Genomic DNA, 12,918 nt, shown 5'->3' with positions numbered 1-12,918 from the left:
GCCGGGCTTGTAAACGTTTTCATCAAGGACTGCCGGTGGCCTCCGATCGCATCGAATCCCTCATTGCCCAGATGACCGTCGAGGAAAAGGTCGGCCAGCTGGGTGTCTTCGCGGACATGGTCCGCCCGTTCGCCCCGGACGTGAACCCGGAAGCCAACGTGCGCAATGCCGACCAGGTGCTGCAGCAAGTGCGCGAGGGCAAGGTCGGCTCGCTGTTCAATGGTGTGGGCGCCGAACTGGGCCGCCGCATCCAGCAGGTCGCCACCGAGGAGAGCCGCCTGGGTATCCCGGTGATCCTGGCGGCCGACGTCATCCACGGCATGCGCACCGTGTTCCCGATTCCGCTGGGCGAGGCCGCCAGCTTCGAGCCGGACCTGGCCGAGCGCACCGCGCGCGCCACTGCGATCGAAGCCACCGCCGCGGGCCTGCACTGGACCTATGCGCCGGCCGTGGACATCGCCCGCGACCAGCGCTGGGGCCGTGGCGCCGAAGGTGCCGGCGAGGATGTGGTGCTGGGCTGTGCGTTCGCCGCCGCCCGCGTGCGTGGCTTCCAGGGCAGCGACCTGCGTGCGGCCGATTCGCTGCTGGCCACGCCCAAGCACTTCGCCGCCTACGGCGCGGTGATGGCCGGCATGGAATACAACATGGTGGACATCTCGCCGCAGACCCTGCGCGACGTGCACCTGCCGCCGTTCAAGGCCGCCTTCGAGGCCGGCGCGATCACCGTGATGTCCTCGTTCAATGACATCAATGGCGTGCCGGCCAGTGCCAATGCCGAACTGCTGACCGACATCCTGCGCGGCGAATGGAAGTTCCCGGGCGTGGTGATCTCCGACTATACCGCCGACATGGAACTGGTCGCGCACGGCTACGCCGCCGATGACCGCGATGCCACGGCCAAGGCGTTCACCGCCGGCCTGGACCTGAGCATGCAGAGCGGCTTCTATGCCGAGCACCTGCCCGGCCTGGTCGAGAGCGGCGAGGTGCCGATGGCGGTGCTGGATGAGGGCGTGCGCCGCATCCTGTGGCTGAAGGAGACCATCGGCCTGTTCGACGACCCGTACCGTTCGCTGGACCCGGCGCGCGAAGCGGATACCTCGCACATTGCCGCGCATGACGAACTGTCGCGCGATGCCGCGCGGCGTTCGATCGTGCTGCTGAACAACCGTGACAACGTGCTGCCGCTGCAGAAGACCGGGCAGAAGATCGCGCTGATCGGCCCGTTCGTGCAGGACCGCGAGAACATCGAAGGCTGCTGGACGCTGTTCGGCGACAAGCAGCGTTACGTGGACCTGGAAACCGGCGTGCGTGCCGCCATCGGCGACGAAGCGCTGCTGGAAATCGTGCCGGGCTGCGAACTGGAAGCCGCGATTCCGGGCGGCACGGAAGCCGCTGTGGCGGCCGCACTGCGTGCCGACGTGGTGGTGCTGGCGCTGGGCGAACCGCAGCGCTACAGCGGCGAAGCACAGTCGCGCGTGGAGATCACTCTGCCGCCGGCACAGCAGGCGCTGGCCGAGGCCGTGGCGATGACCGGCAAGCCGCTGGTGGTGCTGCTGCGCAATGGCCGCGCGCTGGCATTGCAGGGCGCAGTGCGCAATGCGCAGGCCGTGGCGGTGACTTGGTACCTGGGCACGCAGACCGGCCATGCCGTGGCCGATGTACTGTTCGGCGACTACAGCCCGTCCGGCCGCCTGCCGGTCAGCTTCCCGCAGGTGTCCGGCCAGCAACCGTACTTCTACAACCACCCGCGCACCGGCCGTCCGGAACTGCCGACCATGTCGGAGTTCAAGGCGCGCTGGCGCGAGATTCCCAATGAACCGCTGTACCCGTTCGGCCATGGCATCGGCTACACCACCTTCGCCTACGGCGTGCCGCAGCTGAGCACGGCACAGCTCGGCTGGGACGACACCCTGACCATCACCACCGTGCTGACCAACACCGGCCGCGTGGCGGGCGAGGAAGTGGTGCAGCTGTACATCCATGATCGCGTGGCCAGCCGCGTGCGTCCGGTGCGTGAACTGAAGGACTTCCGCAAGGTGGCGCTGCAGCCGGGCGAGTCAGCCGAAGTGGTGTTCACCTTGACCCGCGAGCAACTGGCCTTCACCGGCCGCGACGGCGTGCTGCGTGCCGAGCCGGGCCAGTTCGACCTGTGGGTCTGTGCCTCGTCGGCCGCCGGCGAAGCGGTGCAGTTCGAGCTGCTGAAGGCCTGATCGAAAAAAAGGGGACGGAGGGGATTAAGTCGTTTGTGCCAAAACGACTTAATCCCCTCCGTCCCCTTTTTTGTGGTCCTCACTGTGGCGGCGCTACCATCGGGCCTCCTGTTCGATGGAGTGCGCGCATGCGCCGGATGGCCTACCTGATTCCCGCCCTGCTGCTGGCGGCCTGTTCGCAGCCGGCGCCGCCGGCCGAGCCTGCAGCGGATGCGCCGCCGCCGATGGAGGCCAGTGCTGCTTCGACACCTGCGGCTGAACCGGCGGCGCCGGCTGCCGAAGCCGCCGCTGCACCTGCCGCACCGGCAGCCGAGGTGTCCGCCGAGGATGCGCGTGCGCGCATCGAGTCGCTGCTCGGCGATGCCGCGCAGTTCGAAAAGGTCTTCAATGCGTTCAAGGCCGCGGTGGTCGGCGGTGATCGCGCTGCGGTGGTCGAGGAAGTGCGATTCCCCTTGAACATCAGCGGCGGAAAGAAGATCTCCGGCCCCGGAGAGTTCCAGCGCAACTACGAGAAGATCATCACGCCGGAGGTGGTCAAGGCGGTGTCCGAGCAGGACTTCGGCAAGGTGTTCGTCAACCAGCAGGGCGTGATGATCGGCAGCGGCCAGGTGTGGTTGAGCGGCCAGTGCCTGGACCAGGCCTGCACGAAGACCGAGGTGAAGGTCATCACCATCCAATGAATGCAGACGCCCCGCGTGCGGGGCCGTTTGGCAAGGGTAGTGCCGGCCGCTGGCCGGCAACCGCAGGATGCCGGAAGGATCCAGGGTGCCGGCCAGCGGCCGGCACTACCTCAGGTCTTCGGCATGAGCTTCAGCAGGCGCGCCTTGCTGCCGTCTTCCAGCAGCCACAGCGCGCCGTCCGGGCCCTGTTCCACTTCGCGGATGCGCTCCCCCATGTTGAAGCGCTCGGCTTCGCGCGCGCTGTCGCCATCGAAGGCCACGCGCACCAGCGAGGTGGACGATAGGCCACCGATGAAGCCGCTGCCCTTCCACTGCGGGAACAGGGTGCCGCTGTAGATCACGAAGCCGGCCGGCGAGATCACCGGCGTCCAGGTCACCTTCGGCGCGGCAAATTCCGGGCGCGTGTCGTGGTCGGGAATCGGCCGGCCGTCGTAATGGTCACCGTTGGAAACGATCGGGTAGCCGTAGTTGGCGCCACGCACGATCAGGTTCAGTTCGTCGCCGCCGGCCGGGCCCATCTCGTGCGCCCACAGCTTGCCGTTGGCATCGAAGGCCATGCCGAGGATGTTGCGGTGGCCCAGCGACCAGACCTGTGCGGCCACCCCGCCCTGCGACGCGAACGGATTGTCGGCGGGCAGGCTGCCATCGTCGTTGAGGCGGATGATCTTGCCGAGGTTGCTGCCCATGTCCTGGGCCGGATCGAACTTCTGGCGCTCGCTGGAGCTGATCCACAGCTTGCCGTCCGGGCCGAAGGCGAGGCGATGCCCGTAGTGACCCTCACCGCTGACCTTGGGGCTCTGCCGCCAGATCACCTTCAGGTCCTTCAGCTGGCCACCGCCGTTGGCATCCAGTGCCAGCGTGGCCCGGGCCACCGCGGCACCGCGGGTATCCAGCGTGCCTTCCTCGGCATAGCTGACGTAAACGACATGATTCCGGGCGAAATCCGGGTGCAGGATGATGTCGCCGAAACCACCCTGGCCAGCATAGGCGACCTTCGGAACGCCGGTGATCTCGTGCTTCTGGCCGCTGGCCGGGTCCAGGTGCTGGAGCTTGCCGCGCTTTTCGGTGACCAGCAGGCTGCCGTCGGGCAGGAAGGTCATCGCCCAGGGCTGGTCGAAGCGGCTGACTTCGGTGGCGTTGAACGGGCGCTGGTCGGTGGCGGCAGAGGCCGCCGTGGCGGTCTGCGCACCGTTGGCGGCCGGATCGGCGGCATTGCAGGCGGAGGTGGCAAGGATCGGCACAAGGCCGAGGGCGAGCAGCAGGGGCGTGCGGGTCATGGGTATCTCCAGTGCGGGGATGCGGATGGCCGGGCTGTCCCTTGTATACCACCGGCACCGTGAGCGTCGTGGCCCGAAGGTCCTGCGCCCCCTGTGCGAGCGCGGCGGGATCGTCTAGGGTGGGCACGCCCGGGCAAAGCGTGCCCGCCTGCCTGCCAAGGACCTGCAATGAACACTGCCATGCCCCACAAGCCGTCCACCGCCTTCATCGCCGCCTCCTGGGTGGCCCTGCTGCTGGGGGCGGCGGCGTACCTGATCGGCCTGTTCAACGCCACGATGGCGCTCAACGAGAAGGGCTACTACCTGACCCTGCTGCTGTTCGGCCTGTTCGCGGCGGTGTCGCTGCAGAAGAGCGTGCGCGACCGCGTCGAAGGCATTCCGGTGAGTGGCCTGTACTACGCGCTGTGCTGGTTCGCGCTGCTGTCGGCGCTGATGCTGCTGCTGGTCGGCCTGTGGAATGCCACGCTGGCGCCGAGTGAGAAGGGCTTCTATGGCATGGCGTATGCGCTGTCGCTGTTCGGCGCGGTGGCGGTGCAGAAGAACACCCGCGACCTGATCGCCGCCGGTGGGGGCGAGAGCAAGCGCAGCGCCATCGTGCCGCCGCTGCCGGAACAGGAGTGATCGATCCGGTGTAGAGCCGGGCCATGCTCGGCTCAGTCGAGCGTGGCTCGACGTTACAGACGAGGTGCGAGAGCCGAGCGTAGGCTCGGCTCTACAGAAGCCTGGCGCTATCGTGCGAGCCGCGGATCCGCCAGCTGTGCCTCCTCCCAGCCACGACGCACCGCATTGCGTGCCTGCGCCCAGTCCAGACGGCTGCGGCCGCGTTCGTTGGCCCAGCGTGATTCGAGCTCGGCCTCGACCTGTTCATAGGCGCGGATCATGTCCTGTGCACGCGCGGCGTGGCCGATGCGATAGGCCGGCTCGTAGTCCTCGAAGAACAGCTGGTCGTCGTAGTACGGCTCGGCCGTGTAGCGTTCGCGCCAGTAGTTGCTGATCGCGTCGCGCGGCGTGCTGTCGTCCGGTACGCGGCCGGGGATCTGGTACTCGGTCATGGAAGGCTCCGTTGTGGACGTAGCCCGATCGTGCCTGTGTGGCGGTTAACGGCCCGGTCCGGCAGCGTGATCACCAGATCAATCCGCCGGGCATGGCCCGGCGCTATCGGTCATCCGGCATCGGTATCTTTTCGCGGCAGCGTGTAGATCACCGCGCCGATGGCGAACGCCACCAGCGCAGCAGCGATGTTCTGCCAGCTGGCACTGGCGAACAGCGCCAGGCACAGCAGCAGCGCCAGCACCGGAATCAACGGCCCGCCGGGCAGCTTCAAGGCGCCCGGGCGGTCGGCGTAGCGCTTGGCCAGTACCAGGACTGCTGCGGCAGTGCCGATGTAGGCGAACAGGCGCGTCGTCATCGACAGCAGGGCCAGCTGCACGAACGAACCGGACAGGGCCAGGCCGAGCGCGATCAGGCCCTGGCAGAGGATCGACGCGGCCGGGGTGTGGAAGCGTGGATGCACCTGGGCCAGGATCTTCGGGCCGTAGCCATCGCGGGCCAGTGCGAACAGGAAGCGTGGGCCCATCATCATCGTGTTGCTGTTGGTGCCGAGGATGGAGATGGTGGCACCGACGGTCAGGATCAGCGCCAGTGCTTCGCCACCGAAACCGGCGGCGGCATCGGCCAGCGGGGTGGCCGAACTGGACAGGCCGGCCAGCGTTCCCTGCGCCACCACCTGCACCGCGCCGTAGATGACGGTGACGGTGATGATCATGGTGATCAGGGCGAACGGAATATCGCGGCGCGGATTGCGGTACTCGCCGGCGGCGGCCGGGATGTTCTCGAAGCCCGCGTAGGCGTAAAGCAGCAGCAAGGCGGCTTCGCCCATGCGCTGCAGGTCATGCGGGTCCGGGCGTTGGCCGGAGAAGGCCAGCTGTGGGTCGATGTGGAACGCACCGATGGCCACGAACAGCAGCAGCGGCAGCATCTTGCCGATCACCAGCACCACGCCGGTACGCGCGGCCGAGCGCACGCCGATGATGTTGATGCCGGTGAGGAAGCCCAGCGATACCACGATCACCGCGATGCGGCCCAGGCCGGCATCGGCCCACGGCCAGAAACGCGCAACCGCGTCGGCCAGCGCGTTGCTGAGCGCAGCGGCCGAGCTGATGCGGGTCAGCCAGATCATCCAGCCGATCTCGAAACCGGCGAAGCGCCCGAACGCCTCGCGTGCATACAGGTAGCTGCCGCCGGGTTCATCGAAGTAGCTGGCGGCCTGCGCGTAGCACAGCACCAGCAGCGCGACGACGATGCCAGCGGCGACCACGCCCCACAGGCTGAAGGGGCCGAGCAGGGCGACGGTGGCGGCCGGCAGCAGGTAGATGCCGCTGCCGATCACATCGTTGATCGACAGGCCGACGATCTGCCATCGGCTGACCGCGCGTTGCAGCTGCGGTTCGTCCTGCGTGCTCAACGGACGTCTCCGGCCAGCGCGGGTAATTGCCACTGCGCCTGCAGGCGCTTGTACTCCGCGCGCGGCAGGAGCACGAAACGCGGCGCGTCCTGCGGCCGCAGCCAGTCCAGCAGTGCCTGCATGCGTTCCTGCGGCATGGCCGTGCAGCCGGCGGTGGCCTCGCCGGGCTGGCGCCACAGATGGGCGAAGATGCAGCTGCCCTTGCCGGGCTGGTTGTCCGGGTTGTGGGCGATGACGAAGCCTTCCCGGTAGCGCACGTCGCCCTTGTTGTGCAGGTCCAGCCGCATCGGCTCGGTGGAGCCCTTGACCGCTGCATTGCCGACCTTCTTTTCATCGACGATGCGGTTGTAGAACGGCGAACCGGGCACGTCCATGCAGTAGCTGCTGTCCAGCATCGGCTGGTAGGGCATGGCAGTGCCGCGGCGGGTGACGGCATAGCCGAACGCACTGCCGAGCGCGAATATGCCGGCCGGGCTGCGGCCATCGCCTTCCTGCTTCTGCGGGCCATCGGCCTGCGCCGGATGCAGGCCCAGGCCCCAGGCGCTGCCGGTGCGGCCAAGCGCCACCGGGAACGCCTGGCCATGCGGGTGCCAGCCCTGGCCGTCGCGCACATAGGCCTGCAGTTGCCCCTGGGTGCTGTCCCAGCCTTCGCTGGTGACCACGATCAGCTGGCGCGCGCCATCCAGCGGCGCCGCGTGAACGGACACCGCCGTAGCAAGCAGCAGTGCAGCGGTAGCGAGGCGAACCAGCGATTTCATCAACAAGTGCTCCGATCAGGAATCCAGCAGGTGGTCGATCCGCTCCAGGTTCACCGCAAGCTGCTGCTGGCGATCCGGATTGGTGTGGCAGAGCAGCACGAACAGGAAATCGAGCAGGGCGTGCATGGCGCTACGGTACAGCAGCTGCGCGACCTGTGGCGTGCGGTCGTGCGCGCAGACCGCCAGTGCCGCATCCGCATGCGCGCGCAGCGGGTTGGCGGTGTGGCGGGTGATGGAAATCACCTTGCCACCCATGTCCTGGAACTGCCGCGACAACTGTGAAAGCTGGGGCAGGTTGCCGAACTCGGAGAACATCAGCAGCGCATCGCCGGGGCGTGCGGCCGAGAGGTTTGCCAGCATCAGGATCGGATCGGTATGCGGCACCACCAGCAGTCCGAGCAGCGACAGCCGCATGGCGAACTCGCGGGCGAACAGGCCGTCGTCACCCAGGCCGTAGACGAACAGCTTTGGTGCGCCGTCGAGCAGCTGCACGATGCGCTCGATCTCCCCGCGTGGATTGGCCTGGCGTGTTTCCTCCTCGGCCTGCGCCTTGCTACGGCGCAGGGCCTCGCCCAGGCGCAGGTAGTCATCGCCGCTGTCGGGTTCGTCGGGCGCCTGCTGCGGATCGGCACCGGCGCGGGCCACGTCCTGGCCGATGGAGTACTTCAGATCCGGGTAGCCCTTGAAGCCAAGCTTCTGGCTGAACTTCACCACGCTGGACTGGCTGATGCCGAGCGCGCTGGCCAGCTGCTGGGAGGAGTAGTCGCGCAGCAGGTGGGCGTTGTCGAGGATGAAGTCGGCGATGCGGCGCTCGATGGCCGACATCTGCCCACGCTCGGTGCGGATCTTCAGCAGGGGCGGCATGCGGGGTGTCCGGGGGTCTGCAAAGGCGTTGCGGTTGGCCGCATAAAGCGAATTATGGGGTGGGTCGGGCGGGTGGGGATTGCGGGGGACGCCGCAAGTACGTCCGTGTAGGCTTGGCCGCCGCATCCATGCGGCGGACACCCCCGCAAGCCCCACCCGCCCGACCCTGGACACATCGCGCGCATGCCAGCCGCGAAGGGATTACGGGGTAGGGCAAAAACAAGCGCTTCCACGCGTGGCGTGGATCTACTGGGTGCAGCTGTTGCATTGGACGTTGAGTCCGCTTTGTAGCGAGCCGAGCACCGCAGGTCCGGCGAGGGCGAAGAGGCGCGGGTGTCTGAGCGCAGCGAGTTCCCGCGCCGTCTCTCGACGGGCCGAGGAGCGCAGGGAACCGGTGCGTAGCACCGGCTCGCGGCCGGCGGAGCGTTTCTTTTGGTTACTTTTCTTTTCGCGAAAAGAAAAGTAACGCGCGACCCAGCGTCAGTGGCAGGCAACGTCAGCCGCAAGGCAGAGATCAACCCAGCATCTCCAGCCCGCGCACTTCGGTGATGCCCAGCCCCGGCACGTCGCTGATGCTGATCTCCGATTCGTTGAAATGCACGCCGCCGCTGACCGGATCGAACTGGCCCAGCGAGGGGCCGTCCAGATCGACCTTGGTGATCACATCGCTCTTGGCCACGGCCAAGTGCACGGCGGCGGCCACGCTGATGCTCGATTCGATCATGCAGCCGATCATGCACGGCACGCCGTAGATGCCGGCAATGTCGGCGATGCGGATCGCGTTGGACAGGCCGCCGGTCTTCATCAGCTTGATATTGATGATGTCGGCCGCGCGCTGCTGGATCAGGTCCATCACCTGGCTCGGGCTGAACACGCTTTCGTCGGCCATCACCGGCGTGTTGACGCGGTCGGTGACGTACTTCAGGCCGCTGATGTCGGCCGCTTTCACCGGCTGCTCCAGCAGTTCAAGCACCACGCCGGCGTCTTCCAGGGTACGCATCGCATGCACTGCCTGCTTGGCGGTCCAGCCCTGGTTGGCGTCCAGGCGCAGCAGGGCGCGGCCTTCCACGGCGGCATGGATCGCCTTGACCCGTTCGATGTCCAGGCCGATGTCCTTGCCGACCTTGATCTTCAGCGACTCGAAGCCGCGTTCGATTGCCGACAGCGAGTCGGCCACCATCTTGTCGATGTAGTCCACGCTGATGGTGATGTCGGTGGTGATCACCGGGTCGCCACCACCGAGCATCTGGTACAGCGGGGCGCCGTGCAGCTGCGCCCACAGGTCGTACAGCGCGATCTCCACCGCCGCCTTGGCGCTGGTGTTGCGCTCCATCGCGGTCTGCACCAGCGTGCACAGGTGGTTGAGGTTGACCACGTCCTGGCCGATCAGGCGCGGGGCAATGAAGTGGCGGATCGCTTCGATGATCGAGCCGTGCGTATCGCCGGTGATCACGGCGGTGGCCGGGGCTTCACCATAGCCGGTGTTGCCGGTGTCGGTGCGGATCAGCACCACCACGTCTTCCACGGTTTCCACCGTGCGCAGGGCGGTCTTGAACGGTGTCTTCAACGGCACGCGCAGCATGCCCAGTTCGATGGCGGTGATCTTCATTCAGGAGTCTTGGCCCGCAGGCGCTGGATGTTGGTGATGCGGTCGATGTAGCGGACGGTATCGCTGGCCATCATCGGCTCCAGCGGCGTGACCGAAACACCATTGAGATGGGCCTGCACGCGCGTGCCGTCGGCACCGAACCAGCTGCCGCCCGCCGTATCGTGGATCACCCACGTACGACCGTCGACGTGGCCGATGGCCATCATCACGTGGCCGGGGATGTAGACCAGATCGCCGACCTTCAGGTCGGTGACGGCACGGTCGCGCAGTGCCTTGCCGTCCTTGCCGGTGAACGGCAGGCGATCCAGCGCCGGGCTGACCGCCTGTGCACTGGTATTGCGTGGCAGCAGCACGCCGAAGCTGCGGTAGATCTCGGAGACGAAACCGCTGCAGTCGCGGGTGTCGTAGTCGTGGCCCCAACCGTAGCGCTCGCCGAGGAACTTGAAGGCCTGCTGCAGCAACAGGCGCGGGGTCAGGGCCAGGTAGTCGGCGGCGGTGTCCTGCGAGCGCGGCAGCAGGGCCGGTACCAGTTTCAGGCGACCATCTGCCTCGCGTACCGGCAGCTGCACCACCCACGATGCGTGCGCCTGCTGGCCGTTCACCGGTTCTGACGCGGGCCAGTCGGCCAGCACCGGCAGGCGCACGCCCATGTCCAGCTGCAGGCGCGAGACACGCGGTTCTTCCGGGGTGTAGGCGGTCTGCGCGGTGGCACCGGTGATGATCCGGTAGGGTCCCTTCGCGCCGTAGCCGAGCACCGTGGCCTTGTCGCCGCTGGCGATGGCGTCGGCTTCGATCCACGCGCTGTAGCGCTCGCTGTGCACGAACAGCCAGCGGCCGTCGGCACTGCGGTGGACCACGGCGACCTTGTCGCCGGGGAACAGTGCCGATTCCTGGAAGCGGTCGATGTCGGTGTCACCGACGGTGCTGAAGACGCGCTCGCGGGTGGGGAAGGTGCGCAGTGCGGCACGCTTCACCACCAGCCCGTAGGCCGGTGCCACCTGGGCGGGAATCGCATCAAGGCCGAGGTTGGCTTCGATCGCGCTGCGCAGGGCCGGCGCGATGGGCGTGCCCTTGTCGCTGTAGAGGGTGCGCGTGGGCCAGCTCGACAGCGCGGTGATGCTGGCACGCACCGTCGCCCCATCAAGCTGGGCTGGCAACGCCGCGATGTCCTGGATGTGGATGTCCTGCGCCCGCATCCGTGCGTTCTGCGCCTCGATCTGCGCGCGATCCAGGATCGGCGCATCGGCGTTGTCCAGACGCGCCGCCCAGTACTGCGGCGTCAGGTAGGCCTCGTGCAGGCCGATCACATAGGGCAGCGGTGCGCCGGGATCGGGCGCCGGGGCGGCCTGTGCAAAGGCCGGTGCGGCCAGCAGGCACAGGGCCAAGGTCAAGCGGCGCGGCCAATGCCGGTGCCGTTCGCGGGAAGCCAGGCTCATGCGGTGCACACCCTCCTCGAATGCCTTGTGGAATATTTATTCCTTTCGGCATCGAAAGCAAGAATAAATTATTGACCGGCATCCCGGTCCGTGTTACACAGCCGTTACCACCCGCGCTGGGGAAGTGTCGCTGTGGATCCTGCCATTCGCAAACCGCGTCTGCCTGCTGCTGCCGGCCTGTGTGCCGCGCTGCTGCTGTGGGTGTCGGTCACGCAGGCGGCAGACGGGCGCAGCAGCCAGCAGCGTGCGCGCCAGGCGCAGGTGATCGACCTGATCGACGGCGGCCGCTTCAGCGACGCCGATGCGTTGCTGGCGACAGGGAGCGATGCTGCCGAAGGCGCGTTCCAGCGTGAGCGCATGCGCCGCATCCGCCTGGATCTTTCCCTCGACGAAACCGCCGCCAAGTCTGCCGTGCGCCGCTGGATTCCCGACCTGACCGACGAGGAATTCGCGCGCTGGGACCAGCTTGGCCTGATCGAGCATCTCGATATCGATGGCGAGCGTTGGTACTTCAAGCGCGCACCGTCGAACCTGTTCCTGCTCAGCGACGAAGCACGCGCACGCCGCCGTGCGGATGCACCGATGCCGCCTCCAGGGCCCAACGAAGTGCTCAACGCGCACCACACGCGCGTGGTCGCCGCGGCCGAACAGAGTGGCCGGGCGTCGGTGCTGCCGCAGCGTATCGAATTCACCCAATCGCTCACGGTGAAGGCCGATGCCGTGCCGGCCGGCGAAACCGTGCGTGCCTGGATTCCGTACCCACGCGAGATCCCCGGCCAGCAGGAGCAGGTGCAGTGGCTGGGCAGCAGCCCAGGCAAGGCGCGGGTGGCACCGGCCAGCACCTTGCAACGCACGGCCTATCTGGAGGCCAAAGCGGTGGCCGGGCAGCCGACCCGCTTCGAGATCCGCTACGCGGTCACGATCTTCGCCCGGCACACCGCGATCGACCCGGCCGTGGTGCAACCGACCCCGGCCGATACGGCGTTGAAGCCGTATCTGGCCGAGCAGCTGCCGCATGTGCGCTTCACCCCTGCGTTGAAGCTGTTCTCCGACCAGGTGCTGCAGGGCGAGACGCGCCCATATGAAGTGGTGCGCAAGCTGTTTGCTGCGGTCGACCGTATTCCTTGGGCCGGTGCGCGCGAATATTCCACGCTCAGCAACATCAGCGATTACGCGCTGCGTTCCGGCCATGCCGATTGCGGGCAGCAGACCCTGCTGCTGATCGCGCTGCTGCGCCTGAATGGCATTCCCGCGCGCTGGCAGTCGGGCATGGTGTTCTCCGACGATGGCAGTGGCTACAACAACCTGCATGACTGGGGACAGGTCTACCTGGCGCCGTATGGCTGGCTGCCGATGGACGTGACCACCGGCGCACTGGCCAGCGATGTGCCGGCCCTGCGCAACTTCTACCTGGGTGGCCTCGATGGCTACCGCATCGCCTTCAACGATGATTTCGGCCAGCCCCTCGTGCCGGCCAAGCAGCACTTCCGCTCGGAAACGGTCGACTCGCAGCGCGGCGAGGCCGAGTGGGCAGGCGGCAACCTGTACTTCGACCAATGGAGCTACGACTTCCAGTGGCGGGTACTGCCAGCCAGGCAACGCTAGCGCGACACATCGCAT

The 12,918-nt window shown here is 67.3% G+C and carries 11 protein-coding genes; 4 read left to right on the top strand and 7 right to left on the bottom strand.

What is annotated here, in order from left to right:
* Positions 1–35: 35 nt before the first annotated feature.
* Positions 36–2,210 carry a glycoside hydrolase family 3 N-terminal domain-containing protein gene (locus tag E5790_RS07780; RefSeq protein WP_014645707.1) on the top strand — a complete coding sequence of 725 codons (2,175 nt, stop codon included), beginning with the start codon at positions 36–38 and terminating at the stop codon, positions 2,208–2,210.
* Between the two features lie 128 nt (positions 2,211–2,338).
* Positions 2,339–2,890 (top strand): hypothetical protein, encoded by a 552-nt coding sequence (locus E5790_RS07775; protein WP_049441418.1) that lies wholly within the window; start codon positions 2,339–2,341, stop codon positions 2,888–2,890.
* Between the two features lie 110 nt (positions 2,891–3,000).
* On the opposite strand, the gene E5790_RS07770 is transcribed toward E5790_RS07775, so the two are convergent.
* Positions 3,001–4,167 carry a PQQ-dependent sugar dehydrogenase gene (locus E5790_RS07770; RefSeq protein ID WP_049441419.1) on the bottom strand — a complete coding sequence of 389 codons (1,167 nt, stop codon included), beginning with the start codon at positions 4,165–4,167 and terminating at the stop codon, positions 3,001–3,003.
* Between the two features lie 168 nt (positions 4,168–4,335).
* On the opposite strand from E5790_RS07770, the gene yiaA reads away from it, so the two are divergent.
* Positions 4,336–4,788 carry an inner membrane protein YiaA gene (gene yiaA / locus E5790_RS07765; protein ID WP_014645710.1) on the top strand — a complete coding sequence of 151 codons (453 nt, stop codon included), beginning with the start codon at positions 4,336–4,338 and terminating at the stop codon, positions 4,786–4,788.
* Positions 4,789–4,895: 107 nt separating this feature from the next.
* Here the strand turns inward: yiaA and E5790_RS07760 are convergent, their stop codons facing one another.
* The 6 genes from E5790_RS07760 to E5790_RS07735 all read right to left on the bottom strand — a co-directional run bounded on the left by E5790_RS07760 (position 4,896) and on the right by E5790_RS07735 (position 11,298).
* Complete coding sequence (locus tag E5790_RS07760; protein ID WP_014645711.1) at positions 4,896–5,219, bottom strand: hypothetical protein; 324 nt, start codon at positions 5,217–5,219, stop codon at positions 4,896–4,898.
* 110 nt (positions 5,220–5,329) lie between these two features.
* Complete coding sequence (locus E5790_RS07755; protein WP_014645712.1) at positions 5,330–6,631, bottom strand: amino acid permease; 1,302 nt, start codon at positions 6,629–6,631, stop codon at positions 5,330–5,332.
* Positions 6,628–7,389, bottom strand: a complete 762-nt coding sequence (locus E5790_RS07750) for a L,D-transpeptidase family protein (RefSeq protein WP_049441421.1) — start codon at positions 7,387–7,389, stop codon at positions 6,628–6,630. The genes E5790_RS07755 and E5790_RS07750 overlap by 4 nt, the downstream gene beginning before the upstream one ends.
* Positions 7,390–7,404: 15 nt before the next feature.
* Positions 7,405–8,253, bottom strand: coding sequence for a MurR/RpiR family transcriptional regulator (locus tag E5790_RS07745; RefSeq protein WP_032957791.1), 849 nt, complete (start codon positions 8,251–8,253; stop codon positions 7,405–7,407).
* 514 nt (positions 8,254–8,767) lie between these two features.
* Positions 8,768–9,862, bottom strand: a complete 1,095-nt coding sequence (locus tag E5790_RS07740) for a dipeptide epimerase (protein ID WP_014645715.1) — start codon at positions 9,860–9,862, stop codon at positions 8,768–8,770.
* Positions 9,859–11,298, bottom strand: a complete 1,440-nt coding sequence (locus E5790_RS07735) for an SH3 domain-containing protein (protein ID WP_111206361.1) — start codon at positions 11,296–11,298, stop codon at positions 9,859–9,861. The genes E5790_RS07740 and E5790_RS07735 overlap by 4 nt, the downstream gene beginning before the upstream one ends.
* Positions 11,299–11,430: 132 nt before the next feature.
* Between E5790_RS07735 and E5790_RS07730 the strand changes: the two genes are divergently transcribed.
* Complete coding sequence (locus E5790_RS07730; protein WP_111206363.1) at positions 11,431–12,903, top strand: transglutaminase-like domain-containing protein; 1,473 nt, start codon at positions 11,431–11,433, stop codon at positions 12,901–12,903.
* Positions 12,904–12,918: the final 15 nt, after the last annotated feature.

Source organism: Stenotrophomonas sp. PAMC25021 (genome assembly GCF_004795795.1).
GTDB lineage: Bacteria > Pseudomonadota > Gammaproteobacteria > Xanthomonadales > Xanthomonadaceae > Stenotrophomonas > Stenotrophomonas muris.
Note: the sequence above shows the minus strand (reverse complement) of the source record. Positions and strands in the feature narration are given on the sequence as shown.